Source organism: Burkholderia sp. AU17457 (assembly GCF_002223255.1).
GTDB classification, from domain to species: domain Bacteria; phylum Pseudomonadota; class Gammaproteobacteria; order Burkholderiales; family Burkholderiaceae; genus Burkholderia; species Burkholderia sola.
Window position 1 is genome coordinate 1,816,047 of record NZ_NKFB01000005.1, and the last position, 26,387, is coordinate 1,842,433.

Consider the following 26,387-nt stretch of genomic DNA (forward strand, 5'->3'; position numbering starts at 1 on the left):
CGCGTCAGGCCAGCAGCTTGCGCTCGGTCTTGCCGTACTTGATCGACTTCTCGTCCGGGATCATCAGCCCCGTGTGCTCGTCGCGGCCCTGCAGCAGGAAGCGCGCGTCCGGGTTGCCGATCTGTTCGGCCGCGAGCTTGCTGTCCGCGCCGATCTCGCCCTTCTTCATCCGGTTGACGATCACGCCGGCCGCGGTGTCCTTGAAATCGCGCAGCATCCACGCGTCGCCGTCGCTGTCGCCGAACACCAGCAGCGGGCCGTAGCCCTTCTTCGACGCGAGGACGGTGCGAATGCCCACCGTCTTGCCCGGTCCCCAGTTGAAATGCCAGCCGGCCGGATAGGTGCTCGTGTACTTGCCGTCCTGCATGTCGAGACGCAGGCCGATCACGTTCTCGGGCGGCACGCCGTAGCCATAGTTCGGATTGCCGGCGAATACGCGCACGACGTCGTCGAGCGACGCGGTGCTCACGTACACGTCGATGCCGTTTGCCCGCAGCGTATGCATCACCGCGCGGATTTCCTCGTGAATGCGGATGCCGTGGAAATGCGTATCGGCCACCACGCCGGCCTTGCCCGGCAGCGTCTTCGGGCTTTCGTAGCGGACCTTGCGCAGCGCGTCGCCGATCCCGTAGTTGTTCGACGCTTCCGCCATCGCCTGCAGCTCGGCGGTCGTCATGTTCTTGTAGAAGTAGATGATCCACTTGTAGCCGACTTCGAGCGGATGCGTGTCGCAGATCGCGTCGTACATGAAGTACAGCTTCGCGCGGAAATCCTTGAACTGGTCGGTCTCGCGGATCTCGTCGAGGCGCTTGTCGCCGCCGAAGCCCTGGTAGTTCGCATGGAGCCAGCGGTAGTCGGACTCGACGTCGGCGGCGAGGTCCTCCATCGTCACCGGCTTGCCGTCGACGGTCGTGTAGTCCTTCATGAACGCGCCCTTCGGCACGTCCTTCCACATCACGGCGACGAACTCGTCCGGCGTCAGCTTGTACTGCAGATGGTTGATCTGGTACATCAGCAGCGCTTCTTCACAGTCGTTCATGATGCACGTGTTGTCCCAGTCGAACACCGCATACGGGCGGCGCTTCGCGTCGTAGCGCGCACTCTTGACGCCATGCCGGTCGAGCACCGCCTGCAGGCGCGCGGCGTTGAATGGCGACCAGCGGCCCGGGTCCAGCGCGTCCGGCGCGGTGGCGCTCTTCGCGCCGGCCATGCCGGCCTTGAGCATCAATGGCGTTGCGGCGGTCGCCGCGGCAAGGGTGTTCATGAACCGGCGGCGTTGCATGGTCTCTCTCCGTGGAATGTCGAATCGGCTTCGGTCGCCCCGCGCGACGCGTGGCACACCGGCCTCGCGAAGCCGAAAAAGCTTCGAATCGGGGCGGATGATGTGACGAAATTATTTCGGCAATTTGACAGCGTCACGCCGCGACGCGACGGGGAATTGATCCGGCGCGACATTCCGGGCCTGCGCCGGGATCTCGCCTGGCGCTCCCGGCCGGCTCCCCCGCTCGGGACGCATGAGTACGCGCCGACCATCCAGTCCCAACTGCCGCAAACCTAGAGCTTCCCCTCCATTTCGGCACTTCATTAGGAGAAGTCCTCATCCCCGGGGGGTGGCGCAGGACACCGAACCGGCTATGATTATTACATCACACAATGGCACATTAAATGCTGACTGAATAATCCACCCGGGATCATCGGTGGATGCGTTCCGATCAGCGCCCCGCCTTGCACAGGACCCGCGTCGCGCCGAGACTCAAACGCGGGCCGACACATGGAGACGCCTCATGACCGCCCACCATCCGCTGCCGGAAGTCCATCTCGACGAGCTGCCGCAATTCCGCGCGGTTCAGCAGCTTGCCTACCGCTGCGTCGAGACCGTCGGCGCGATGCTCTATCCGGGCATCACGGAAAAGGAAGCCGCGCGCCTGCTGACCGAATGGCTGCAGGATCACGGCGTGCACGACTGGCTGCACAAGCCGTTCGCGTGGTTCGGCGACCGCACCGCGTTCGACGGGTTCTCGGGCCTCAAGCACATGGGCGGCTTCAACCTTGCGTTCTTCCCGAGCAACCGGCAGCTCGAAACCGACATGCCGGTGATCCTCGACGTCGCGCCGGTGCTCGACGGCATCGTCGCCGATGTCGGCTACGCGCACTGTCTCGGCCGCAACCCGATCCTCGAGCAGTTGCAGGACGACCTGCTGGACCATCGCGACCTGATCGTGCGGCTCGTGAAGGCGCGCCGGCCCATGGCGGAAGTCGCACAGGAAGTCGATGCGCTGTGCCGCCGCCAGGGCGTCGAGCCGCGCCACAAGGCCTATCCGTTCAAGGTGCTCGCGCATCGCGTCGCGAAGATCCACAAGCTGTCGAAGCCGCGCTTCGTCGCGCGCTTCGGGCTGAACGCGACGCGCAACCTGCTGCTCGATCAGGGCCGCGCGGCGAAGCAGCAAGGCTGGTCGCCGCTGTGGTCGATCGACCGCCGCTCCGAGCATGCACCCGTGCCGGGCCTGTGGGCCGTCGAGCCGCATCTCGGCTTCGCCGGCGTCGGCGCGAAATTCGAGGAACTGCTCGTGATCACCGACGACGACGCGTACTGGCTCGACGACGACCTGCCGCACGTGCGCCGCTGGCAGCACCGCCAGGCTGAACGCGCGCAGGCCGCGGCGAACGTTCCGGCCGCCGCCTGACGCGCCCGCACCTCCCCTCGACTCCCTGAACGACGGACTCACGATGCAGCCTCTTTCCGACGAAGCGCCGCTGGCCCTGTTCGAATCGGTTCACGGCGAAACGGCGGTCGCCTCGGGCGACCTGACGCTCGCGGTCAGGACCTGGGGCGACCCGGCCCGCTCGCCGGTCGTGCTCGTGCACGGCTATCCCGACGACAGCAGCGTCTGGCAGCACGTCGCGCCGCTGCTCGCGCGCCGGCACCACGTGATCGCGTACGACGTGCGCGGCGCAGGCCTGTCCGGCGTGCCGACGCGCACGGCCGACTACCATCTCGCGAAGCTGACCGACGATTTCGTCGCGGTGATCGACGCGCTCTGCCCGGGGCGCGCCGTGCACCTCGTCGCGCACGACTGGGGGTCGATCCAGGGCTGGGAATTCGTCACCGATCCGCGTCTCGCCGGCCGCATCGCGTCGTACACGTCGTGCTCGGGCCCGTGCCTCGACCACGTCGGCTTCTGGCTGCGCGAACGCGTGCTGCGCCCGACGCCCGCGTCGCTCGCCAAGCTCGGCGGCCAGCTCGTGCGCTCGTGGTACGTGTATCTGTTCCATCTGCCGTTTCTTCCCGAGCTCGGCTGGCGGCTGTGGCTCGGCCGCGCGTGGCCGGGCCTGCTGCGCCGGCTCGAGAAAACGCCTGCCGCGCCGCGCCCGACCCAGGCCGACGACGGCGCGCGCGGCGTACGCCTGTATCGCGCGAACTTCATCCGCTGCCTGTTCGCGCCGCGCGAACGCTACGCGCACGCACCGGTGCAGACGATCGTGCCGCTCGGCGACAAATACGTGAGCCCCGCGCTGTCCGAGAACCTGTCGCGCTGGGTGCCGCAGTACTACCGCCGCGAAGTCGCGGCCGGCCACTGGCTGCCGCTCGCCGATCCCGCGCGTTTCGCGGATCTCGCCGGGCAATTGATCGACGCGGTCGAATCCGGCAACGAACCGCCCGCGCTCGCGAACGCGCGCCGCCGCGCCACCAGCGGGCGCTTCGGCGGCAAGGTCGCGGTCGTCACCGGCGCGGGCAGCGGGATCGGCCGCTGCGCGGCGCTGGCCTTCGCCCGCGAAGGCGCGACGGTCGTCGCATGCGACATCGATCTCGCGAGCGCCGAACGCACCGCGCTGCTCATCGGGCTGACCGGCGCGCACGCGCATGCGAAACGCGTCGACGTCGGGTCGGCCGACGAGATGGAAGCGCTCGCGGCGTGGGTCGGCAGCGAACTCGGCGGCGCGGACGTCGTGATCAACAACGCGGGCATCGGCATGGCCGGCGGCATCCTCGACACGAGCACGCGGCACTGGGAGCGCATCCTGCACGTGAATCTGTGGGGCGTGATCCACGGCTCGCGGCTGTTTGCGCAGCAGATGGCCGCGCGCGGCACCGGCGGGCATATCGTCAATACCGCATCGGCCGCCGCGTTCGGGCCGTCGCGCGACCTGCCCGCGTATGCGACGACGAAGGCCGCGGTGCTGATGCTCAGCGAATGCATGCGCGCGGAGCTCGCGGATAAAGGCATCGGCGTGACGGCCGTATGCCCCGGTTTCGCGGAAACGGGAATCATGGCGTCGACGCACTATGCGGGCGCCGACGCGCAGGACGAAGCACGGCTGCGCAAGCGCGCGACCAGGCTGTACCAGTTGCGCGGCCTGAAACCCGAAACCGTCGCGCAGGCGATGGTCGACGGCGTGCTGCGCAACCGCCCCGTCGTCGCGGTCGGCGGCGAAGCGCACGCGCTGCGCTTCGTCGGCCGTTTCATGCCGTGGCTGGGCCGGATGATCGCGCGCATCAGCATGGCATCGCATTGACGGCACACGACGCCGCACAGGACAGGGAGACAACATGACCGATACCGCCGACTATCACAAGATCAAGGCCCGGCACGTGAAGTTCGACTTCAGCGACACGCCGGTCACCTGGGTGCCGAACGATCCGGGCAGCACGCACATCATCAACACGCTGAACCTGCTGTTCCCGGAAGGCGAGCTGTGGTTCTGCCGCGTGTACAACAAGGCGCTGCCGCTGATCGCCGATGCACGCCTGCACGACGAAGCCGAAGGCTTCCTGCGGCAGGAAGCCGTGCATTCACGCTCGCACGCCGGCGTGCTGAAGCACTACTACGACCGCCACGGCATCGACACGAAGCCGTTCACGCAGAAGCTCAACCGGCTGTTCACGCGCGTGCTGGGCGAGCAGCCGTTCGGGCTGAAGATCGGCCATACGCGCTTCTGGCTGCGGCAACAACTCGCGGTGATCGCGTCGCTCGAGCATTTCTTCGGCTATCTCGGCAACTGGGTGCTCAACGCGCACGGGCTCGACGAAGGCCGTGCGGACCCGACGATGGTCGACCTGCTGCGCTGGCACGGCGCCGAGGAAGTGGAGCACCGCACCGTCGCGTTCGACATCTACCGGCACCTGGGCGGCACCTATCCGGAGCGCTGCGTGCACATGGCATTCGTGATCCTGCTGCTGCTCTACTACATCACGACCGGCGCGAAGTTCATGTACCGGCGCGACCCGGACGCCGGCCGCTACCCGGGCTTCGTGCTCGCGTGGTGGCAGGGTTCGCGGCGCAGGCACCTGCCGTCGTTCTGGAAAGTGCTCGGCGCGGCGCTGCGCTATTTCAAGCCGGGCTATACGCCGCACCATGAAGGCTCGACCGAGCAGGCGCTCGCCTACCTCGCGCGCTCGCCGGCCGCGCAGGCAGCCGCGCACGGCGGCAACTGGGGCACGACGAAAGGCGCGTGACCGGGTCGCCGGCCGGTTCGGCGGGCGGCGCCCGCCGAAATGCGTACAATCGCGGCTTCAATTTCCCGGAGGTGCCGCGATGGCCATGAAGAAAACCGATCTCGAAAAGAACAAGGCGCTCAAGCTGACGCACGCGATGAAACAGTCGAGTTCCGCGCGTTTCGGCAAGGGCGCCGACGAAGCGGCCAAGCTGGATCGCCGCGCGCAGCGCAAGCTCGACCAGGAGCAGGGCCTCGTGCCGTTCGCGTGCAAGCTCAACGCCGAGCTCGTCGAACAGCTGAAGGCTCGCGCGGCCACGCACCCGGGAGGGATGACGGGCCTGCTGTCCGAACTGCTCGTGAACGGCCTCGCGCAACGCGACGCGTAACCGCCACGTCTGTCGACATTTCCGTTGACACGGTTGCGCGGCCACGACACACTCGTTCACATGCTCATGCTCAAGCCCATCGCCATCGCGCATAAAAACCGAGTGAACGCCCACCCGCGGCGATCACCGGAGGCGCTTGTGCGTTAGCATCGAAATTCAGTCACGCATGTCACAAGGCCTCGCCGGAAACGGATGAGGCCTTTTGTTTTGGTGCGCGTCATCCCGCCCGGCTCAACGGAACGGAGATGACGATGGACCAAGCAAGCCGGCGGGTTGCCTGCCCCGATCGGTGCCGCACCGATACGATCGCATTGCCGAGCGTCGAATTGCATTTCACGGTCGCGCCGCGCAAGACGCTGACGTGGCGCGCGCAGCACGACGCCGAGATCCGCGTACACGACACCACGCTGTGGATCACGCGACTCGGCAACGTCGACGATTACTGGCTGCGCGCCGGCGACGTGCTGCGCGTGCAGCGCGGCGAGCGCGTCTGGATCGGCAGCGGCGACGACCGGCCTGCCGAAGCATCGATCACGACCGTGTACGTCATGCAGCGCGATACGGGGCTGACGCGTGCGCTCGCGTGGATGCGCGGCCGGCTGAGCGGGCAATGGCGGCGTCGCGCATGATGCACGCATCGCTGCACACGCGATCCCGGATCCCTGTGCGCACCGACCTCGCGAAACGCCGCATGCGCGTGGCAACGCATCGCCCGCGCATATCCCGAAAATTGTCGTTGACAACACCGCACACCCGCAACAAAATCGTTCGCATGCCTACGTTCAAGCTCGTCGCCATCGCGATTCATTGCCCGGTGAACATTCGAAAGAATGGATCACGGGAGGCGCTTGTGCGTTAGCAACCGAGCAGTACCGCATGTCACACGAGGCCTCGCCGGAAACGGATGAGGCCTTTTTGTTCTGGTGCACGTCATCCGTCCGGCTCACTGAATGGAGAAGACGATGGACCAGGCAAGCCCGCTGTTTGACCGTCCCGATCGGCGCGTCGCCGGCACGATCGCGTTACCGACCGTCGTGATCCGCTTCGCGGTCGCGCCGCGCACGACGATGACCTGGCGCGCGCCGCAGGACGCGGAAATTCGCTCGCACGGCGCGGCGCTGTGGATCACCCGCCCGCCGGGCGTCGACGATTACTGGGTGCGGCCCGGCGACGTGCTGCGCATCGCGCGCGGCGAGCGCATCTGGCTCGGCACCGACGCCGACCAGCCGGCCGAAGCGACGATCACGACCGCGTACGTGCGGCGCGGCGAACGCATCAGGCGCATGCTCGCGCACGTGCAACGTTTGCTCGTCGGGAGAGGGAGAAGGAGCGGATGAGCGGCGCGCCGTTTCGCACGCGTCAAGCGCGCGACACGCGGAACGGCCGCGACGGGAAACGGACGCACCCGCGGCGCAACGCACCGCGGGTGCGCATCGAAGGACGCGGCACGCCGATGCGTGCCGCGAGCGATCGCGCGCCGTGCGCAGCGACGGGATGCAGCAGAGGCATCAGGTGCTGGCGGCGAGACGCGGGCCCGTGCTTCGTGGAGTGGCATCGAAGTCGGGGCGTTGCGCAGCCTGCGAGGTCACCCACGGATCGATGCCCTGCTTCTGCACCTCTTCGAGGAATGACACACGTGTGCGCCAGTAATCCGCTTGTAATTTCGCATCGATGACGCGCTGTTCGGCTGCGAACAGTTCCATGCGCGCCGTCACGAGCATCGACGCAGCGGTTTTTTCCGGCGTGGGGGCGTGTCGCATCGCCCAACGGCTGATCCAGTTCAACATGCTGACCTCCGTGATTACGGACGAACCCGCATCGGGCAATCGCAATCGGCCGCGCCTGACCGGCGGTGCCGAACTAGCCGTGCCTGCCCAAACGCGCAACGGCCTTGACCGCCATTCACCGCCTGGCCTGCACGGACTGCGACTCCCCCGCGTCGGCAATTACCGGCCGGCGTGTGCATGCGCGGTGTATCTATCCTAGAAAGACTTGCCGGTTTATGCGATGGGGTCTTGCAATCTTTTACACAGAAACCACAGTCGCCCTCGCATCGCGAAATGACAGTTGCGGACGGGACGGCTTCGGCGCAGGATAGCCCGATACCTGCGGCCGCCTGGACTGACGAATGGCCGCTGCACGCAGGTTCCGTATCGTGTATCCGCACCGGCGGCGCACGTGCGTTCGCCGGCACGCGCCGCCTGCACCGCGTTCGTGCAGCATCCGGGCGCACCGTTCCAGTCGCATGTCATCGCACACCGGCCGCACGCGACGCAGCCGGCTGGCCGTTGCGCACGCATCGGCCGCGTGGCGCACGCATGACCGGTCTCGCCGGCCTGCCGCGCGCCTCTACCGCGCATTTCCCGCGTTTCCCCATTTCTGCCGGACCGTGCCGCTCGAACCGGTAAAATGCGCGCCTTCGTCACGGGGCGGGTGCCCGACCGTTCGCGCGCAGGCAACCGATCGCGCCCTCCAACTATATCGTCCGAGCTATCCGCGCTATTACAATCCGCCGATAGCCGGACAATAGTGGCTGGTTACAGTTAGCCGGCCGCGCTGCCTTTACAACAATTCGGCACAACAATCAACACGACAATCCGACCGGAGAAACGCCTTCATGGAATTCATCAAGCGGTATTTCGGCTTCGCTGAAGCCGGCACCGACTTCCGCACCGAAATACTCGCGGGCGTCACCACGTTCCTGACGATGGCCTACATCATCTTCGTCAACCCCGCGATCCTCGGCGACGCCGGCATGCCGAAGGAATCCGTGTTCGTCGCGACCTGCCTCGTCGCGGCGCTGGCGTCGATCATCATGGGCCTGTACGCGAACTACCCGATCGCCTGCGCGCCCGGCATGGGCCTGAACGCGTATTTCGCGTACACGGTCGTCAAGGGGATGGGCTTCACATGGCAGGCGGCGCTCGGCGCGGTGTTCATCTCCGGCTGCCTGTTCCTGCTCGTCACGCTGTTCCGTGTGCGCGAGGCGATCGTCAACGGCATTCCGAAATCGCTGCGGATTTCCATTACCGCCGGCATCGGCCTGTTCCTCGGCATCATCTCGCTGAAGACGTCGGGCGTGATCGTCGGCAACCCGGCTACGCTCGTCACGCTCGGCGACCTGCACAAACACGAGACGATCCTCGCGATCGTCGGCTTCTTCACGATCGTCACGCTCGACCATCTGCGCGTGCGCGGCGCGATCCTGATCGGCATCATCGGCGTGACGATCCTGTCGTTCTTCTTCGCCGGCAACCAGTTCCACGGCGTGTTCTCGGCACCGCCGTCGATCGACGCGACGCTGTTCAAGCTCGACATCGGCGCCGCGCTGTCGACCGGCATCATCAACGTGATCCTCGTGTTCTTCCTCGTCGAACTGTTCGATGCGACGGGCACGCTGATGGGCGTCGCGAATCGCGCGGGCCTGCTCGTCGAAGGCAAGATGAACCGCCTGAACAAGGCACTGCTCGCCGACAGCACCGCGATCGTCGCGGGCTCGGTGCTCGGCACGTCGTCGACCACCGCGTACATCGAGAGCGCATCGGGCGTGCAGGCCGGCGGCCGCACCGGCGTGACGGCCATCACCGTCGCGGTGCTGTTCCTCGCGTGCCTGTTCATCGCGCCGCTCGCGGGCGTCGTGCCGGGCTACGCGACGGCGCCCGCGCTGCTGTACGTGTCGTGCCTGATGCTGCGCGAGATGGTCGAGGTGCCGTGGGACGATGCGACGGAAGCCGTGCCGGCCGCGTTGACCGCGCTGCTGATGCCGTTCACGTACTCGATCGCGAACGGCGTCGCATTCGGCTTCATCGCGTACGGCGGCCTCAAGCTGCTGACGGGCCAGGCTCGCACGGTCAAGCCGATCGTGTGGATCATCGCGGCCGTGTTCCTGTTCCGCTTCTTCTATCTCGGCAGCGAGTAAGCGCGGCGCGCGCACCGACGCGACGCACGATGCAAACGCCACCTTCGGGTGGCGTTCGTGTTTTCGCACGACGCTTTCGCGATCTTCACGAATCGACGCGCATGCCCCGGGGCCGACGCCCGGTCGATCCCGCACGGCCCGCATACGAAAATGCCGCCCGGCCCCACCGAACGGCATTGCGTGAAAGACAACGTCTTCGCGTGCGCCGCGCCCGGGCGCGCCACGAAACGAGCGTCGTGTCGTCAGCGCCAGTTCGCCTCGTAGAAACGCACGTAGCCGCTGCGCAGCGTCACGCATTGCGCGCGCGTTTCCGACAGCAGGCGTCGCGCAGCCGCCTCGATACGCTCGCGGTGCTGGTCGAATGCGCCGACCATGTCCTCGAAGCGCGGCGATGCCGCGCCGAAGTGGTCTTCCAGCGCCTCGGCGGTGATCTGGCACTGGACCCGCTCGCCATTGACCAGCGCCGTGAACCCCAGCATCAGGTCACGCCCCGAATACTCCGGCTTCTCGTTCGTGAAATGGATCTGCATGGGAGCCGCCTCGACCGGTAGAAAACGAATGACCGCGTCCGTCGTCCGCTACCGGCCGGACGAAATGTACGCGGGCTCGCCGGCGGAGGCCGCTACCGCGGAGTGTGGCGCGGTCGCTGCATGCCGGTTGAATTCCACTTTAGACGGTTTCGCGCGGGACACAAAAATTTCGGTGTGCGTGGTTCCGACGCGCATTTCGTCTGATCTGCGCGGCATCCGGCACCGTTTCGGAAAACGGCGTCAGTGCGGATCGGTCGGCCAGATGTTGAGCGCGATCGCGGCAGTCGTGACGCCCACCGCAATCGCGGCCGCCCCGTATCTCACCGCATCGGTCAGATCGAACAGCAATCCGTGGATCGCCACGGCAATGCCGCCCAGCATGATGAAGGTGGCGATGGCCGCCAGCACGACTCTCAGTTCCGTCCGAACCATGATGCCTCTCCCGAACGGATGCATGTCGCGTCGCATGCATGTTGCAGTGCGGAACACGGCGCGTGCGTGCTCCATTTCCATCATTGCAGGCGGGCGCTTAAAAGCAAGGGGATTTTGTCGGCAGTCGCGCATCGCACGTGGCGCTTGTATGATGATGCGTACCCGGACGAACGGCTGTCGCGCCGAATGGTGCGCCGCGAGCGGAGACACACTCCGCCGCCGCTTCCGATCCGGTCGGCCCCGGCGGCTCCGGGGAACAGGAGACACATCATGCCGCAACCCTTCGTGCTGCCCGCCACCGCGGGGCGTACCGACCTGCTCGCGCAGGCGCATGCGCGTTCGACCGCGGTCGGCCTGCGCGCGCACGAGCGCCCCGATTTCGCGCCGCTGTCGCGCGTCGCGCTGCGCGCACTGCTCGACACGAACCACACGCTGTTCTCGCACGCCCGCCCGGTGATGGAGGATCTCCACGCGCAGATCGCCGAGACGCAAAGCCTCGTGCTGCTGACCGACGCCGACGGCGTGATCCTGCACAGCATCGGCGACGCCGACTTCATCGAGAAAGCCAACCGCGTCGCGCTGTGCAACGGCGTGTCGTGGGCCGAAGGCACACGCGGCACCAACGCGATCGGCACCGCGCTCGCGTCGGGCCAGGCCGTGGTCGTGCACGGTTCCGAACACTTCCTGCGCGCGAACCACATCCTCACCTGCGCGTGCGCGCCGATCGTCGATCCGTTCGGCCGCACACTCGGCACGCTCGACGTGAGCGGCGACCCGCGCGGCTCCAGCCCGCATACGCTCGCGCTCGTGCGGATGTCCGCGCAGCTGATCGAGAACCACCTGTTCGCGAACCAGTGCGGCGAAGCGCTGCGGCTACGCTTTCACGCACACGAGGATTGCGTCGATTCGCTGTTCGCCGGGCTCGTCGCATTCGGCCCCGACGGCGGGCTGATCGCCGCGAACCGCAGCGCCCAATTCCAGCTCGGCGCGTCGTTCGACGCGCTGCAGCACCAGGCCAGCGACGCGTTGTTCGGCATGCGCTTCAGCCAGCTCGCGCAGCAGGCCGCGCGCACGCCGGGCGCCACGTTCCGCCTCACGCTGTCGACCGGCGTGCGCGTGCTCGCCCGCTGCGAATTCCCTGAAGCGCAGAAAACGACCGTCGCCGTCACCCCGCCGACGCCGGCCGCCCGCGTGCGGGCGCCGGACCCCGATGCGATCACGTTCGCGACGCTCGACACCGGCGACGCGCGCATGGCCGCCGTGCTCGAACGCGTCGCGAAGATTCGCGGGCGCGACCTGCCGCTGCTGATCCTCGGCCAGACCGGCACCGGCAAGGAATGGCTCGCCCGCGCGCTGCACCAGGCGTCGCCGCGCGCGGACGGCCCGTTCGTCGCGGTCAACTGCGCGGCGCTGCCCGATTCGCTGATCGAGGCCGAGCTGTTCGGCTACGAAGACGGCGCGTTCACCGGCGCGCGCAAGCGCGGCAGCCCGGGCAAGATCGCGCAGGCCGACGGCGGCACGCTGTTTCTCGACGAAATCGGCGACATGCCGCTCGCGCAGCAGGTTCGGCTGATGCGCGTGCTGCAGGAGCGCGCGGTGATGCCGCTCGGCGGCGCACGCGCGGTGCCGGTCGACGTGCGCGTGGTGTGCGCGACCCACCGCGACCTGCGCGCGATGATCGCGGACGGCACGTTCCGCGAGGATCTGTTCTACCGGATCAACGGCCTCGCGGTCACGCTGCCGGCGCTCGCCGCACGCACCGACCTGCCGGCGCTCGTCGAGCGGATCCTCGCGCGGCTCGCGCGCAGCGAGCCGATGCCGCGCCGCCTCGCGGCCGACGTGCTCGACGCGTTCGCGCGCCACCGCTGGCCCGGCAACCTGCGGCAGATGACCAACGTGCTGCGCACGGCCGGCATGCTCGCCGAAGACGAAGCCGAGATCACGCTCGCGCATTTGCCCGACGATTTCTGGCTCGACTGCGACGATGCGCCCACGACGTCGGGGGCTGCCATACCGGCCACATCGCTCCCATCGGCCGGCAAACGCGAAGGCACGACGCTGCACAGCCACCAGGCCGCGATGATCGATGCGGTGCTCGCGCGGCATGGCGGCAACGTATCGGCGGCCGCGCGCGAGCTCGGCCTCGCCCGCAACACCGTGTACCGGTATCTGCGGCGGCACTGACGCCCGTGGCTGGCGGCGGCTTCGGGTATGCTTGGCGCGTTGCCGCTGAACCGCCGCCCGCTTCACTCATGACCGATCCAGAACACCCGCCCGTCGTGCGCATCGAGCCGCTCGGCGCAAGCTTCGACGCACCCGATACGCTGACCGTGCTCGAAGCCGCCGCGTTCGCGCGCGTGTCGCTGCCGCGTTCGTGCCGCAACGGCACGTGCCGAAGCTGCCTTTGCCGGATCGTCAGCGGCAGCGTACGCTACACGATCGAATGGCCGGGGCTGAGCCGCGACGAAAAAGCCGACGGCTATACGCTGCCGTGCGTGGCCGTCGCGACGTCGGACCTCGTGCTCGACGTGCCCGACGCGGCCATGCTCGACTAGACATCGCGCGCGGCCGCGTGCGGTGCTCTGCAACGCTCGATCCTGCATGGAGAACATGATGGTCCAGCAAACCGATCGCATCGAAAAACAGACGCTGCTCGCCGCGTCGCCCGACCGCGTCTGGGCAGCCGTGAGCCAATCCGACGAATTCGGCGAGTGGTTCGGCGTGTCGTTCGACGGCCCGTTCGAGGCCGGCCAGCCGCTGTTCGGCCGCATCACGCCGACCCGCGTCGACGACGACGTCGCCAAGGCGCAGGAGCCCTATGCGGGCACCGTGTTCGAAATCGTCGTCGACCGTATCGAGCCCAAACAACTGTTCTCGTTTCGCTGGCATCCGTTCGCGATCGATCCGGCTTTCGATTACGCGTCGGAGCCGATGACGCTCGTCACGTTCACGCTCGCGGCGCAGGCCGGCGGCACGCTGCTCACGGTCACCGAAACGGGTTTCGACCAATTGATCGAAGCGCGTCGCGCGACGGCCCGCGACATGAACGACCAGGGCTGGGCCGCGCAGATGACGCTGATCGCGAAGTATCTGGCGCTGCACGCGTAGCGCGCCGCGATGCCGCACGTCGGTGCCGACCGGCGAACCGGCGTGCGTGGCATAATCGCCCGCATCGTCAGTCCACCCGCCGCCGCGCATCGCATGCTGAGTCGTCGCCTCCGGAAGATCGGCAGTCTGATCGGGATGCTCGCCATCCTGATGACGGCGCTTGCGCCGACGATCTCGCAGGCGCTGACCACGCAAGGGCGCGTCGACGCGCTGCTGGCCGGCTACTGTTCGGCCGCGCCGGCCGCCGGCGACCGCTCCGCCGATGCGTCGACGAAAAACCTGCAGGCCCATCTGCAGGCATGCGGCTACTGCAGCCTGCTTGCCCATACGCCCGCGCTGCCTGCCCCCGAACTGACGTTCGCGGCCCATGTGCACGCAATCGAGCATCGCGCGGCAACCCGCTTCGAAAGCCTGCGCCGCGCGCTGCCGCTCACGGCCGCGCAACCGCGCGCCCCGCCCTTCACGTCCTGATCGGTCGTCATTGCGCGTGATGCCGTCGTGCATCGCGTCGCCCGCGCATGCCGCCCGCGTGCGCGATCTGTCACGTTTCGAAGGACGATCATGTCTCACCCTGCTGCGCGCGGCGTCGTGCCGGGCGCGCGGTTGGCCGCTACCGGTTCGGATTGCCGTGCCTGCATTCGCCCGCATGCGAATGCCCGCCCTCGCACGTCCGCGCCGCGCGCCGCCGATATCGATGCCGCTCGCGCAGCCGTCCGCCGAATCCGTCTTTTTCCATCCGATTCGTCCCATCCAGCCATGAAAACCGCTACTTTCGTTCGCGGCGCACTCGCCGCACTCGGCTTCGTCGCCCTCCACGCCGCGCATGCGCATGCGCTCCCGAAAATGCAGGACCCGGCGCCCAACGCCACGCTGTCGAGCGCGCCGCACGCGGTCACGATCGATTTCGGCGAGGCGCTCGAGCCCGCGTTCAGCTCGATCGCCGTGACCGACAGCCAAGGGCAATCGGTCGTCGACGGGAAGACGGCCGTCGATGCCGGCAACCGGAAGCGGATGCACGTCGCGCTGGCGAGCCTGAAGCCCGGCGCCTATACCGTCGCGTGGATCGCGGTGGCCAGCGACGGCCATCGCACGCACGGCCGCTACGCATTCACGCTGAAGTAACCCATGTCACGCGCGCGATGCGCGTCGGCGCTCGATGCCGATCGCATTCGCATCGATGCCGCCGGCATCGCACCCGATAAGGAGAACAAATGATGAAACGCCCGATTCCGACCGCCCTGCTCATGGCGCTGGCGCTGCACGCGTCCGCCACCTTCGCCGCGCCTGCCATCCAGGCCGATGCGTGCTGGATCCGCACGATGCCGGCGACGGTACCGTCCTCCGGCTACTTCACGCTGAAGAACGGCGGCGACGCACCCGCGACGCTGACCGGCATCGACACGCCCGCCTACGGGATGGCGATGGTGCATGAAACGCAGACGAGCGGCAGCACCGCGAAGATGGTGCACGTCGACTCGGTCGTCGTGCCCGCGCACGGCACGCTGACGTTCAAGCCGAAGAGCTATCACGTGATGCTGGAGGAACCGCGCCAGGCCGTCGCGCCCGGCGCGAAGGTGCCGATGCGGCTGCATTTCGCGGACGGCTCGACCGTGTCCGTGACCTGCGACGCGAAGGCGCCGACCTACGCCGGCCAGTAACGCCGCCGACCTCACGACCGAAGGAGCCGCACATGAAAAACCGCCTGCCGCTGGCCGACCTGCTCGTCCGCTACCGTACCCCGCTGAATGTCGCGGTACTGATCGCCTGCGGGTCATGGGCCGCGTGGATGACGCGGCCTGCCGCCATCGATACGCCGCCGTCGATTCCCGCGTACTGCATGCGCGACGCGCGCTGACGCGCCGCGACCGCACGGTTCCGCCGGTGGCGGCCCGCGCCATTATTAGCGTGTCATCATCGCTTCATCCCGACCGCCGGAACCGTCTTTCGGAGCGCCGCATGTCCGTTCAGACCTGGATGCTGTTTGCCGCAGCCTATCTCGCCACGACGCTGTCGCCGGGCCCCAACGTGCTGCTCGTGATTCGCAACACGGTGCGCTACGGCGCGCACGGCACCGCCGCGACGATTGCCGGCAACCTCGTCGCGCAGGGCGTGGTCGTGCTGCTGGTCGCGCTCGGCGTCGGCGCGGTGCTGGCGGCGATGCCGCCGCTATTCGTCGCGATGAAGGTGATCGGCGCCGCGTACCTGATGGTTCTGGGGGTCCGGCAGTTGCGCGGCGACCGCAAGACCGCCGCATCGAGCGGCGCGGCGGAACTCGCCGTGCCCGATCGCCGGAAGCTGTTCCGCGAAGCGCTGTTCGTGTCGGGCAGCAATCCGAAAACGATGATCTTCCTGTCCGCGTTCATGCCGCAGTTCGTCGTGCACGATCGCCCGCTCGCGCTGCAGTTCGTCGCGATGTACGCGACGATCGCCTGCACGGTCGTGGTCGTTCACAGCGTGTATTCGGCCGGCGTGCGCCGCCTGCATCGCGGCGTCGGCATGAGCCGCGCGGTGCACGCGCTCAAGCGTGCGAGCGGGCTGCTGTTCGTCGGGCTCGGCATCAAGCTGCTGACCGCGCGGCAGGCGTAAGCCACCTCCCCGTCAGCGCATGCGCGCGGCCAGCGCGGCCGTGATCTCGTCGAACGACGGCCGCGCGTCGACGTCCTCGTTCATGCACGCCGCCGCCAGCGCATCGAGCGCGCCGGTGTGCGGTTCGCAGCGCTCGAGCAATTCGCCGAGCAGATAGCCGAACGCGCGCACTTCGAGCCGCTCGAACCTCGCGCCGCGCGTGCGCTCGTTCACGTCGTACAGCGACGCCGCGCCGAAATCGCCGAGCAACGCGCCGCCTGCGCCGTCGTGCAGGATGTTGTGTGCATACAGGTCGCCATGCATGATGCCGCGCGCATGCAGCTGGGTGGCGACCGACGCGATGCCGTGCGCGATCCGTAACGCGTGCGCCGGATCGAATTCCGCCTCGGCGGCATAGACGTCGCGCGTGCAGGACGCGAAGCTCGGCGGCCCGGCGAGGTTCGTCAGCGCGGGATCGACCTGCTCCATCACGAGGCCGTGCGTGTCGTCCGGATGGCCGCGCACCTTGCCGATCACCGGGATCAGGTGCGGGTGACGGCCGGCATGCAGGCTCGCGGCCATTTCGCAATCGGGCAAGCCGTCGCTCGTCACCGCGCCCTTGAACAGCTTGACCGCGACCGTCCGCGGCGGATGGCCGTCCGCCCGCCATTGCGCGCGATAAATGACGCCCGACGCGCCCTCGCCCAGTTTCCGTTCGCATGACAGCGCGGCCCAGTCGATCTCCGCGACGTCCGGCCCGGCGGACGCCGCGGCCTCCGGCGCCGCGCCGAACGGGTTGCCGGCAACGGCGAGCCACGCGAGACGCGGCAGGCGCAGCAGCCAGTCGGGCAACGCGTGCAGCCGGTTCGCCGACAGGCGCACCAGCTCCAGCGCGCGGCACGCGGCCATTTCCGCGGGCAGCGCCTGCAGCTGATTGCCGGCCAGCATGAGCTTCTGCAACCGCGCACAGTCGCCGATGTCGGCCGGCAGTTCGTCGATCGCGTTGTCGGTCAGGATCAGCCAGCGCAGCGCTCGCGGCAGCGCGCCGCGCGGCACGGTGCGGATCCGGTTCGCCTTGAAGCCGATCATGTCGAGTCGTTCGCACGCGCCGAGCACGTCGGGGAACGCCGTGAAGCGGTTGCCCGACGCGAACAGGATGCGCAGGCGATGCAGCCGCGGCAGGTCGTCCGGCAGCGCGGACAGCGCGTTGCCGGTCAGGTCGAGCACTTCGAGCGTGTCGGCCAGATCGAAAATCTCGCGCGGGAATTCGGTCAGTCCGCACGCGAGCTTCAGTTGCCGCGCGCCCGACAGTTGGCCGGCCTGCAGGTGTTCGAGGGTGTGGGTCACGGGGAGAAAACGGGTGGCGGTTGCGGTGATCGTCAGGTCGATCGGACGAATTCTACCGGGATCGATCGCGTGCCCCTACACGACCTTGTCATGCCCCCTTCACAAACGCGCGATGTGACGTTAGAATTGCGCCCCTTGCAGTGCCGACGTGGTGAAATTGGTAGACACGCTATCTTGAGGGGGTAGTGGCGAAAGCTGTGCGAGTTCGAGTCTCGCCGTCGGCACCAGATGCGTTTTCCGCGCATTCCAGCATGATCCGAAACCCGCGACAGCACATGGCTTCGCGGGTTTTTTGTTGTCTGCTATGCAAGCAGCAGAAAATTCCGCACCACCGCGGACGGCTCGTCGCAGCGCGACGCAATGGCCAGCCTCGCGCGAAACCGGTTGCCCGCGAACGGCCGGTACACGACCCCGGGAACCTGCACCTGCGTAATCGCCTTCGGCACGACCGACACGCCGAGCCCGGCCGCCACCAGCGTCACCGCGGACGCGATCTGCGGCGCCGGTTGACCCATGCGCGGCTCGAACCCGGCAGCCTTGCACGCGGCGACGATCTCGTCGAACAGCGCGGCGCCGGCCGCGCGCGGCACCTGCACGAACGACTCGTCCGCGAGTTCCGCCAGTTCGATGCGCCGACGCTGCGCCAGCCGGTGCGCGACGGGCAGCGCGACGAACATCGGCTCCTCGTCCCAATCGGATACCTGCAGCGTCGCGGCCACGCGGCGCTCGGGCCGCACGATCGCGACGTCGAGGCGCCCGGCCTCCAGCGCCTCCAGCAGCACGCCCGACGTCGCTTCCTGCAACGTCAGCTCCGCATCCGGAAACGCCTCGCGAAAGCGGCGAATCAGATCCGACACTTTCGGATTGAACGCCGCCGTCCCGGTGAAGCCGACCCGCAAATGGCCGGTTTCCCCGCGCGCGGCGCGTCTCGCCGCGCGTGCCGCGCGCTCGGCATCGTCGAGCACGCGTCGCGCTTCTTCCGCGAAGACTTCGCCCGCCAGCGTCAGCTCGGCGCCGCGCGCGGTCCGTTTGAACAGCTCCACGCCGAGCTCGTTCTCCAGCGCCTTGATCTGCTGGCTCAACGGCGGCTGGCCGATGCCGAGCGTTTCGGCGGCCTTCGTGAAATTCGACGCGGCCGCGACGGCCAGAAAGTAGCGGAGATGCCGGAGTTCCATGCGTGACGTGACCTCGCGGTGAGTCGGGGCTGGCCTGCCAGCCAGTGTTAAAACATATTGCTGCGGTTCATTTCATATATTGGACATATACATGACCGTGCGCAAGAATTCGTGTATTCCGTCGCACATCGAGTGCCTTCATGTCCTCCGCTTCGATTTCCCGATCCATGCCCGGTACGCAACCCTCCGCGCCCGATGCGCTGCCGGCCGGCGTGTCCCCGCGCTCGGCCGCGTACAAGCGCATCGCGTTCGCGCTGTTCCTCGCCGGCTTTGCCACTTTCTCGCTGCTGTATTGCGTGCAGCCGCTGCTTCCCGCGTTCGCCCGCGAATTCAACGTCGGTGCGGCGTCGAGTTCGCTGTCGCTATCGCTGTCGACCGGGATGCTCGCGGTGTCGATCCTGTGCGCCGGCGCGCTGTCCGAACGGGTCGGGCGGCGCGGGCTGATGTTCGCGTCGATGACGCTGGCCGCGCTGTTCAATCTGCTCGCCGCGCTGTCGCCGAACTGGCACCTGCTGCTCGTCTGTCGTGCGCTCGAAGGCTTCGCGCTTGGGGGCGTGCCGGCGGTGGCGATGGCCTATCTCGCGGAAGAAATCGCCGCCGACGGGCTCGGCTTCTCGATGGGGCTCTACGTCGGCGGAACCGCGTTCGGCGGCATGATCGGACGGATCGGGATGAGCGCGCTCGAGGAGCACTTTTCGTGGCGAACGGCGATGCTGTCGATCGGTGTCGTCGATCTGCTCGCGGCGCTCGCATTCGTGATGCTGCTGCCGGCGTCGCGACGCTTCGTGAAGCGCACCGACCTGACGCTGCGTCACCACCTGCGGCTGTGGCACGCGCAACTGCGTCACGCGCGCCTGCCGTTCGTGTTCGCGATCGGCTTCCTCGTGATGGGCGCGTTCGTGACGATCTACAACTACGCCGGGTTCCGGCTCATGGCGGCGCCGTTCAACCTGAGCCCGACCGCCTGCGGGCTGATCTTCGGCGCGTATCTGTTCGGGATGGTGTCGTCATCGAGCGCCGGCGCGCTCGCCGATCGTCTCGGGCGGGCGCCGGTCCTCGTCAGCGGCATCGTCGTGTTCGCGGCGGGCCTCGCGCTGACGCTGTCGCACTCGCTCGTCGCGATCGTCGTCGGCATCGTGCTCGTGACGATCGGCTTCTTCGTCGCGCACTCGGTCGCGAGCGGCTGGGTCGGCGCGCTCGCGGGCGCCGCGAAGGGGCATGCGGCTTCGCTGTATCTGCTCGCCTACTACGTCGGGTCGAGCGTGCTCGGCTCGGTCGGCGGCGCGTTCTGGCAGCGCGGCGCGTGGACGAGCGTCGCCGCGTATGTCGCGGTGCTGCTCGTCGTTGCATGGATGGCCGCGCGGCGGTTGAGCCGTGCGTGATGCGGCGCCCGCCGACGGCGCGTGCCGGCTGTTCGCGGGCTGCGGCATCGTCGCCGAATCCGAGCCGGTCAACGCATTTCAGGAAACCGAACTGAAGCTGTCGGGCATGCAGGCGACGATCCGCGTGCGCGATGCGGCCGCGCAGACGCGTGGCCGCACGCAGGTGTCGGCTTCGTCGATGGTCGACTGATCCGCGTCGACCGTCAAAGCAACGGCAGCGTTTGCCGGATATGGTCGGCGAATGCGGCCGTCAGGTGCGACGGCCGCTTCCGGTCGAACCGCAGCGTAATGCCCACGGCCGGCAACGGCGGCAAATGCGGATCGCCGTTGACTATCGCGACGTCGGCCGGCACGGCCGTCTGCGTCATCACCGCGAACGCCTGTCCCGAACGCACCAGCGCGATCAGCCCGGCGAGACTGCTGCTCGCATACGCGACGCGATAGTCGCGGCCGGCGCGTTTCAACGCGTCGCACGCTGCAACGTGATCGAGCGTATCGCGGTCGGACAGCGCAAGCGGCAGCGGATCGAAATGCGCGGGCTCGAGCCCCGGATAGCCGATCCAGACCAGTTGCTCGCGACGAATGATGTCGCCGGTCGCACCGTCGTCCGGCACGGAAATCATCGCCAGGTCGACCGCGCGCTTCTCCAGGTGTTCGACGAGCCGCGGCGTCGGCCCGCAGACGACTTCGACGATCGCCTGCGGATGCTGGCTCGAAAACTGCCGCAGCAGCGACGGCAGCCACACTTGCGCGTAATCGTCCGGACACCCGAACCGGATCGTCCCCGACAGCCCCGTGCCGCACAGATCGGCCATCGCCTCGTCGTGCAGCCGCAGGATGCGCTGCGCATGCACGAGCAGCCGCTCGCCCGGATGCGTGAGCACCACGCCACGGCCGGTGCGCTGGAACAGCGGCTGGTCGACGGCCTCCTCGAGCCGCTTCATCTGCTGGCTGAGCGCGGATTGCGTGCGGCCGACGCGCACGGCCGCGCGGCTCAGCGCGCGCACCTCGGCGATCACGACGAACGAGCGCAGCAGGTCGATTTCGAGCGAAAGCGCCAAGGTATTAGCCTCTTTTCTAGCTTGCATTAGAACTATTCGTTTCCATCAAACCAGACGCGCGCCTAGACTGCAAGCGATCCCTGCCCTTTTGCCCGGAGACGCCCATGTCCCTGAACGACGACGCAACCTTCTGGCGCCATGCCAGGCAGCATCTGGTCCGCTACGGCGGCACGTTCGAGCCGATGATCGTCGAGCGCGCGAAAGGCAGCTTCGTCTACGACGCCGACGGCCGCGCGATCCTCGATTTCACGTCGGGCCAGATGAGCGCGGTGCTCGGCCACAGCCATCCGGAGATCGTGTCCGTGATCGGCGAATACGCGGGCAAGCTCGATCACCTGTTCAGCGGGATGCTGTCGCGGCCGGTCGTCGATCTCGCGACGCGCCTCGCCGACATCACGCCCGCCGGGCTCGACCGCGCGCTGCTGCTCAGCACCGGCGCGGAATCGAACGAGGCGGCGATCCGGATGGCGAAGCTCGTCACCGGCAAGTACGAGATCGTCGGTTTCGCTCAGTCGTGGCACGGGATGACGGGCGCCGCCGCGTCGGCCACGTACAGCGCCGGCCGCAAGGGTGTCGGACCGGCGTCGGTCGGCTCGTTCGCGATTCCGGCGCCGTTCGCGTACCGGCCGCGCTTCGAGCGCAACGGCGCGTACGACCCGCTCGCCGAACTCGACTACGCGTTCGACCTGATCGACCGCCAGTCGAGCGGCAACCTCGCCGCGTTCATCGCGGAGCCGATTCTCAGTTCGGGCGGGATCATCGAGCTGCCGGAAGGCTATATGGCCGCGCTCAAGCGCAAGTGCGAGGCGCGCGGGATGCTGCTGATCCTCGACGAAGCGCAGACGGGCGTCGGCCGCACCGGCACGATGTTCGCGTGCCAGCGCGACGGCGTGACACCCGACATCCTGACGCTGTCGAAAACGCTCGGCGCGGGGCTGCCGCTCGCGGCGATGGTGACGTCCGCGGCCATCGAGGAACGCGCGCACGAGCTCGGCTACCTGTTCTACACGACGCACGTATCCGACCCGCTGCCGGCCGCCGTCGGCCTGCGCGTGCTCGACGTCGTGCAGCGCGACGGCCTCGTCGCGCGCGCGAACACGATGGGCGAGCGGCTGCGGCGCGGGCTGCTCGACCTGATGGAGCGCTTCGACTGCATCGGCGACGTGCGCGGGCGCGGACTGCTGCTCGGCGTCGAGATCGTCAAGGATCGCCGGACCAAGGAGCCGGCGGACGGGCTCGGCGCGAAGATCACGCGCGAATGCATGAAGCTCGGGCTCAGCATGAACATCGTGCAGTTGCCCGGCATGGGCGGCGTGTTCCGGATCGCGCCGCCGCTGACCGTCAGCGAAGACGAGATCGACCTCGGCCTGTCGCTGCTGGAGCAGGCGATCACGCGCGCGCTTTAACGTAACGCTGTTTTCGACCTCACGCGATCCGCCGCACCGGTTCAATCGATCGGTGCGACGGATGTCGTTTGGTTCAGCCCGCTTCCGCCGCCCACGCTAGCGCATCGGCGCCGGCCGGCATCCGCATCGGGCTCGACGGATCGGTCGCCGCGCGCCACACGGCTTCGGCGACGTCCTGCGCATGGGTAATCGGCCCTGACGCATCGAGCATCCGCGCGACGGCCTTGCCGACGAAGTCCGCATACGCTTCGTGCTCGAAGCCGTGCATGTTGCCCCGTGCGTTGTCCGCGAAACGCGTATCGGGCGCGCGGCCCGGCAGCACGAGATGCGCGCGCACGCCGAAGGGCTCGAGTTCGATCGCCATCGATTCGGTGAACGCGTTCACCGCCGCCTTGCTCGCCCGGTACGCACCGACCAGCGGCAGCGCCTTCAGCGTAACGCTCGACGTGACGTTCACGACCACGCCGGCGCCGCGCGCGCGAAACTGCGGCAGCACGGCCTGCGTCACCGCGATCGTCCCGATCGTGTTGGTGTCGAACAGCGCGCGCACCGTGTCGAGCGGCATGAGTTCGGCCGGCGCGGCCGCGCCGAAGCCCGCGTTGTTGACGAGCACGTCGATCGGGCCGGCGGCGTCGACGGCGGCGCGGATGCTGTCCGCGTTCGTCACGTCGAGCGGCAGCACGCGCAGGTGCTCCGACGGCGGCAGCACGTCGTCGCTCGGCGTACGCATCGTCGCGACGACCCGCCAGTCGCGCGCCAGAAAATAGCGGGCGATTTCAAGGCCGAAGCCGGAAGAACAGCCGGTAATCAGTACGGTCTTCATGCGAACTCCTGGGGTGTGTTGAGCATGTGCCCGTACGATAGAGGGCCGGCGCCGTATTCGCTACAATCTAAAATCCGCTTTTCTTTTGCGAGAGTCCGGCGATGATCGACCCGCTGACCGAAGTCGTGACGCTGCTGCAACCGGGCGCGCGGTACGCGAAGTACGTGCGCGGCGCGAGCCCGTGGGCGATCAACCGCACGGTCGCCGGCGAGCCGTTCTATTGCGTGGTCCTCGACGGCGGCTGCCGGATCGCGATCGACGGGCACGCGCCGATCGAGCTGCTGGCCGGCGATTTCATGCTGATTCCGGCCGCCTACGGCGTCGCGATGTCGAGCCTCCAACCGCCACCGCCGGGCGTCGACACCGCGCCGCCCGTCATGGTCGCCCCCGGCGAATACCGGATCGGCGATCCCGCGAACCCGGTCGACACGCGAATGATGGCCGGCAACTGCAGCTTCGGTTCGCCCGATGCATCGCTGCTGGTGTCGCTGCTGCCGCGCTTCGTGCACGTACGCGACGAGCCGCGGCTGACCACGCTCGTGCAACTGGTGGGCGACGAATCGCGCGCGCAGCGGCCTGCCCGCGAAATCGTGCTGGCGCGCCTGCTGGAAGTGCTGCTGATCGAGGCGATGCGCTTCACGACCGGCACGCACGCGTCGCCCGGCCTCGTGCGCGGGCTCGCCGACAGCCGACTCGCGGCGGCGCTGCGGCGCATGCACGAACGCCCCGCGCACCCGTGGACGATCGTCGAGCTCGCGAAGGAAGCCGCGCTGTCGCGCTCGACGTTCTTCGAGCGCTTCAGCCGCGCGGTCGGCGTCGCGCCGATGGAATACCTGCTCACGTGGCGCATGGCGCTCGCGAAGGATCTGCTCCGCCGCAACGAAGGCCGCATCGCCGAAATCGCGGCGCGCGTCGGCTACAGTTCGGCGAGCACCTTCAGCGTCGCGTTCGCGCGGCACGTCGGCCGGCCGCCCGCGCAATACGCGCGCGACGAACAGGCGACGGTGAGCGAAGCATGAACCGCGCTCGCCTGCCCCGTTCCGCCACCTGCAACCCCGTTCCGTCACGCAACGACGACGTACGAGGCGCCCGATGACGACAGACGCCAAGGCCGTCGGCGCGACCGACCACTGGCTCGTCGCGCGCCGCGACGCGGAAACCGGCATCGAAAGCCTGCACGCGCATTTCAACGGCCATGCGTACGATGCGCACGACCACGACGACATGCTCGTCGGCTTCACCGAACAGGGCGTGCAGCGCTTCCAGTGTCACCGCTCGCTGCATACGAGCGTGCCGGGCCGCGCGATCCTGATCGAGCCGGGCGCGATGCACGACGGCCACGCGCCCGAAGCCGGCGGCTTCACGTACGGGATGCTGTACCTGCCGCAAGCGTGGGTCGAGCGCGCCGCGCGCCGGCTCGACCTGCCGGGCCTCGGCAGCGTCGAAGCCACGTTCGGCCATACGCTCGTCGACGATCGCGGCCTCGTCGACGCGATCCGGAACGCATTCTTCGCGATCCACGACAACGAAGGCCGGCTCGCGCGCGACCAGACGCTCGATCGCCTGCTGATGCGGCTCGGCAGCCAGCTGGGCGGCCCGCCCGCGCTGGAAAGCGGCGTCGTGCCGCCCGCGATCGTACGCGTGCGCGATCTGCTGCACGAACACATGGACGGCAACATCGGCCTCGACGAACTCGCGAGCGTCGCCGGCATCGACCGGTTCCGGCTGACGCGGATGTTCCAGCGCGCGTTCGGCACGTCGCCGCACGCGTACCTCGTGCGCTTGCGGCTGCGCGCCGCACGAAAGCTGCTGGCGGCCGGCCGCACGCCCGCGCAGGCGGCCGCCGACGTCGGCTTCGCCGACCAGAGCCACCTCGGCCGCTGGTTCCGACGCGCGTACCGGATCACGCCGGCCGCGTACCGGCAACTCTGCACAAACGTTCCAGACTGATCACGCACGACGTCCGATCATGGGCGCTCCAACCAGGAGCAAGCATGTTCGATACCAAAGTAGCGCTGATCGTGCGCGACGATCTCGCCGCGTGGCAAAAACTCAACGTGGTCGCGTTTCTCGCGACGGGCGTCGCGGCCGGTGCGCCCGACGCACTCGGCGAGCCTTACGAGGATGCGGCCGGGCGCCGCTACGGCCGGATGCTCGGCCAGCCGATGCTGGTGTTCGCGGCCGACCTGAACGGATTGCAGGCCGCGCACCGGCAGGCGCTGTCGCGCGAGCTGACGATCGTGCCCTACGTGCGCGCAATGTTCTCGACCGGGCACGATGCGGCCAACCGCGAAGCGTTTCGCGCCGAGGATGCGGACAATCCCGATCTGGTCGGCCTGGCGTTGCACGGGCCGAAGAAGGCCGTCGACAAGGCGGTGAAGGGGCTGGCGTTGCATGCGTAAATGCGTCGTGCAACGCCGCCGTTTCGGCAATCAGCGGTGAACGAGCACGTTCACGAGCTTACCGAATGGATCGCGTACGAAAAAGCGCCGCACGCCCCACGGCTCGTCGGCCGGGCCGTATTCGACGGGGATGCGCGCTGCCTGAATGCGCGCGAGCGCTTCGTCGAGATCGTCGACCTCGATCGACAGGTCGGGCGTCGGCGTGCCCGACCCGCCCTGCGACGCGAAGCTGATCTGCACGTCCATCCGTTCGGCATTGCCGTAGGTCGCGATCCAGCCGTGATCCATCAGCAGATCGAGACCGAAGATGTGCTGATAGAAGCGCTTTGCGTCGTCGATGGAACGTGTGTCGATGTTGGCGACGATTCGTTTGACTTTCATCGCTTGTCTCCGCGAAGCAAGGATGTAGCCGATT

At 68.0% G+C, this 26,387-nt stretch carries 29 protein-coding genes, 1 tRNA gene and 1 pseudogene; 22 read left to right on the plus strand and 9 right to left on the minus strand.

What is annotated here, in order from left to right:
• Positions 1-4: 4 nt before the first annotated feature.
• A complete protein-coding gene (locus tag CFB49_RS25415) occupies positions 5-1,282 on the minus strand; it encodes an HAD family hydrolase (protein ID WP_089436882.1) in 1,278 nt (425 codons plus the stop codon).
• Between the two features lie 502 nt (positions 1,283-1,784).
• On the opposite strand from CFB49_RS25415, the gene CFB49_RS25420 reads away from it, so the two are divergent.
• The 6 genes from CFB49_RS25420 (at position 1,785) to CFB49_RS25445 (ending at position 7,159) form a co-directional block, all read left to right on the plus strand.
• On the plus strand, positions 1,785-2,684 hold the full coding sequence (locus tag CFB49_RS25420; RefSeq protein ID WP_089492632.1) for a M24 family metallopeptidase: 900 nt from the start codon (positions 1,785-1,787) through the stop codon (positions 2,682-2,684).
• 43 nt (positions 2,685-2,727) lie between these two features.
• Positions 2,728-4,515 (plus strand): SDR family oxidoreductase, encoded by a 1,788-nt coding sequence (locus CFB49_RS25425; protein WP_089492633.1) that lies wholly within the window; start codon positions 2,728-2,730, stop codon positions 4,513-4,515.
• 34 nt (positions 4,516-4,549) lie between these two features.
• On the plus strand, positions 4,550-5,455 hold the full coding sequence (locus CFB49_RS25430; RefSeq protein WP_089492634.1) for a metal-dependent hydrolase: 906 nt from the start codon (positions 4,550-4,552) through the stop codon (positions 5,453-5,455).
• Between the two features lie 79 nt (positions 5,456-5,534).
• Entirely contained in the window at positions 5,535-5,822 is a 288-nt protein-coding gene (locus tag CFB49_RS25435) for a hypothetical protein (protein WP_069617372.1), read from the plus strand.
• A 251-nt stretch (positions 5,823-6,073) separates the two neighbouring features.
• Entirely contained in the window at positions 6,074-6,451 is a 378-nt protein-coding gene (locus CFB49_RS25440; protein WP_089492847.1) for a DUF2917 domain-containing protein, read from the plus strand.
• 333 nt (positions 6,452-6,784) lie between these two features.
• Positions 6,785-7,159: a DUF2917 domain-containing protein gene (locus CFB49_RS25445; RefSeq protein WP_089492848.1), complete on the plus strand. Its 375-nt coding sequence runs from the start codon at positions 6,785-6,787 to the stop codon at positions 7,157-7,159.
• 171 nt (positions 7,160-7,330) lie between these two features.
• Here the strand turns inward: CFB49_RS25445 and CFB49_RS25450 are convergent, their stop codons facing one another.
• Positions 7,331-7,609, minus strand: coding sequence for a hypothetical protein (locus CFB49_RS25450; protein ID WP_069617374.1), 279 nt, complete (start codon positions 7,607-7,609; stop codon positions 7,331-7,333).
• A gap of 830 nt (positions 7,610-8,439) precedes the next feature.
• Here CFB49_RS25450 and CFB49_RS25460 point away from each other — a divergent pair.
• Complete coding sequence (locus CFB49_RS25460) at positions 8,440-9,741, plus strand: NCS2 family permease (RefSeq protein WP_069617375.1); 1,302 nt, start codon at positions 8,440-8,442, stop codon at positions 9,739-9,741.
• A 242-nt stretch (positions 9,742-9,983) separates the two neighbouring features.
• Here the strand turns inward: CFB49_RS25460 and CFB49_RS25470 are convergent, their stop codons facing one another.
• Together CFB49_RS25470 and CFB49_RS25475 are read right to left on the minus strand one after the other, a co-directional pair.
• Complete coding sequence (locus CFB49_RS25470) at positions 9,984-10,271, minus strand: DUF1488 domain-containing protein (RefSeq protein ID WP_006486743.1); 288 nt, start codon at positions 10,269-10,271, stop codon at positions 9,984-9,986.
• Between the two features lie 240 nt (positions 10,272-10,511).
• Positions 10,512-10,787, minus strand: a complete 276-nt coding sequence (locus tag CFB49_RS25475; protein WP_249190481.1) for a DUF2964 family protein — start codon at positions 10,785-10,787, stop codon at positions 10,512-10,514.
• 186 nt (positions 10,788-10,973) lie between these two features.
• Between CFB49_RS25475 and CFB49_RS25480 the strand changes: the two genes are divergently transcribed.
• The 8 genes from CFB49_RS25480 to CFB49_RS25515 all read left to right on the plus strand — a co-directional run bounded on the left by CFB49_RS25480 (position 10,974) and on the right by CFB49_RS25515 (position 16,397).
• Positions 10,974-12,887 (plus strand): sigma-54-dependent Fis family transcriptional regulator, encoded by a 1,914-nt coding sequence (locus tag CFB49_RS25480; RefSeq protein WP_069617376.1) that lies wholly within the window; start codon positions 10,974-10,976, stop codon positions 12,885-12,887.
• A gap of 68 nt (positions 12,888-12,955) precedes the next feature.
• Positions 12,956-13,258, plus strand: coding sequence for a 2Fe-2S iron-sulfur cluster-binding protein (locus CFB49_RS25485; RefSeq protein WP_050012376.1), 303 nt, complete (start codon positions 12,956-12,958; stop codon positions 13,256-13,258).
• 58 nt (positions 13,259-13,316) lie between these two features.
• Positions 13,317-13,811: an SRPBCC family protein gene (locus CFB49_RS25490; protein WP_069617490.1), complete on the plus strand. Its 495-nt coding sequence runs from the start codon at positions 13,317-13,319 to the stop codon at positions 13,809-13,811.
• Between the two features lie 93 nt (positions 13,812-13,904).
• Complete coding sequence (locus tag CFB49_RS25495; protein WP_069617491.1) at positions 13,905-14,282, plus strand: DUF2946 domain-containing protein; 378 nt, start codon at positions 13,905-13,907, stop codon at positions 14,280-14,282.
• A 285-nt stretch (positions 14,283-14,567) separates the two neighbouring features.
• A complete protein-coding gene (locus CFB49_RS25505; RefSeq protein WP_089436886.1) occupies positions 14,568-14,933 on the plus strand; it encodes a copper resistance CopC family protein in 366 nt (121 codons plus the stop codon).
• Between the two features lie 92 nt (positions 14,934-15,025).
• Positions 15,026-15,469 (plus strand): copper chaperone PCu(A)C, encoded by a 444-nt coding sequence (locus tag CFB49_RS25510; protein ID WP_089437139.1) that lies wholly within the window; start codon positions 15,026-15,028, stop codon positions 15,467-15,469.
• A gap of 32 nt (positions 15,470-15,501) precedes the next feature.
• The gene (locus CFB49_RS36460) at positions 15,502-15,666 is read left to right on the plus strand and encodes a hypothetical protein (protein ID WP_179234944.1); all 165 of its coding nucleotides are present in this window, start codon (positions 15,502-15,504) and stop codon (positions 15,664-15,666) included.
• Positions 15,667-15,767: 101 nt separating this feature from the next.
• On the plus strand, positions 15,768-16,397 hold the full coding sequence (locus CFB49_RS25515; RefSeq protein WP_089492637.1) for a LysE family translocator: 630 nt from the start codon (positions 15,768-15,770) through the stop codon (positions 16,395-16,397).
• Between the two features lie 12 nt (positions 16,398-16,409).
• Here CFB49_RS25515 and CFB49_RS25520 read toward each other — a convergent pair whose 3' ends face one another.
• Positions 16,410-17,723: a leucine-rich repeat-containing protein kinase family protein gene (locus tag CFB49_RS25520; RefSeq protein ID WP_089492638.1), complete on the minus strand. Its 1,314-nt coding sequence runs from the start codon at positions 17,721-17,723 to the stop codon at positions 16,410-16,412.
• A 142-nt stretch (positions 17,724-17,865) separates the two neighbouring features.
• Between CFB49_RS25520 and CFB49_RS25525 the strand changes: the two genes are divergently transcribed.
• A tRNA-Leu gene (locus CFB49_RS25525) sits at positions 17,866-17,950 on the plus strand.
• Between the two features lie 75 nt (positions 17,951-18,025).
• Here CFB49_RS25525 and CFB49_RS25530 read toward each other — a convergent pair.
• Complete coding sequence (locus tag CFB49_RS25530) at positions 18,026-18,898, minus strand: LysR family transcriptional regulator (protein ID WP_089436889.1); 873 nt, start codon at positions 18,896-18,898, stop codon at positions 18,026-18,028.
• 140 nt (positions 18,899-19,038) lie between these two features.
• On the opposite strand from CFB49_RS25530, the gene CFB49_RS25535 reads away from it, so the two are divergent.
• On the plus strand, positions 19,039-20,280 hold the full coding sequence (locus CFB49_RS25535; RefSeq protein ID WP_089492639.1) for an MFS transporter: 1,242 nt from the start codon (positions 19,039-19,041) through the stop codon (positions 20,278-20,280).
• A pseudogene (locus tag CFB49_RS25540) lies at positions 20,270-20,470 on the plus strand (isochorismate synthase); the annotation flags it as partial. The gene CFB49_RS25535 and the pseudogene CFB49_RS25540, both read left to right, overlap by 11 nt.
• 13 nt (positions 20,471-20,483) lie before the next feature.
• On the opposite strand, the gene CFB49_RS25545 reads toward CFB49_RS25540, so the two are convergent.
• On the minus strand, positions 20,484-21,368 hold the full coding sequence (locus CFB49_RS25545; RefSeq protein ID WP_179234945.1) for a LysR family transcriptional regulator: 885 nt from the start codon (positions 21,366-21,368) through the stop codon (positions 20,484-20,486).
• Positions 21,369-21,445: 77 nt separating this feature from the next.
• On the opposite strand from CFB49_RS25545, the gene CFB49_RS25550 reads away from it, so the two are divergent.
• Positions 21,446-22,747, plus strand: coding sequence for an aspartate aminotransferase family protein (locus CFB49_RS25550; protein ID WP_069617384.1), 1,302 nt, complete (start codon positions 21,446-21,448; stop codon positions 22,745-22,747).
• A 73-nt stretch (positions 22,748-22,820) separates the two neighbouring features.
• Here CFB49_RS25550 and CFB49_RS25555 read toward each other — a convergent pair whose 3' ends face one another.
• A complete protein-coding gene (locus CFB49_RS25555; protein WP_089492641.1) occupies positions 22,821-23,570 on the minus strand; it encodes an SDR family oxidoreductase in 750 nt (249 codons plus the stop codon).
• 101 nt (positions 23,571-23,671) lie between these two features.
• Between CFB49_RS25555 and CFB49_RS25560 the strand changes: the two genes are divergently transcribed.
• The 3 genes from CFB49_RS25560 to CFB49_RS25570 all read left to right on the plus strand — a co-directional run bounded on the left by CFB49_RS25560 (position 23,672) and on the right by CFB49_RS25570 (position 25,972).
• Entirely contained in the window at positions 23,672-24,589 is a 918-nt protein-coding gene (locus CFB49_RS25560; RefSeq protein WP_089492642.1) for an AraC family transcriptional regulator, read from the plus strand.
• A 73-nt stretch (positions 24,590-24,662) separates the two neighbouring features.
• Complete coding sequence (locus CFB49_RS25565) at positions 24,663-25,520, plus strand: AraC family transcriptional regulator (RefSeq protein WP_089492643.1); 858 nt, start codon at positions 24,663-24,665, stop codon at positions 25,518-25,520.
• 44 nt (positions 25,521-25,564) lie between these two features.
• Complete coding sequence (locus CFB49_RS25570; protein ID WP_089436896.1) at positions 25,565-25,972, plus strand: DUF2000 domain-containing protein; 408 nt, start codon at positions 25,565-25,567, stop codon at positions 25,970-25,972.
• A 30-nt stretch (positions 25,973-26,002) separates the two neighbouring features.
• Here the strand turns inward: CFB49_RS25570 and CFB49_RS25575 are convergent, their stop codons facing one another.
• Complete coding sequence (locus CFB49_RS25575; protein ID WP_069617389.1) at positions 26,003-26,353, minus strand: VOC family protein; 351 nt, start codon at positions 26,351-26,353, stop codon at positions 26,003-26,005.
• Positions 26,354-26,387: the final 34 nt, after the last annotated feature.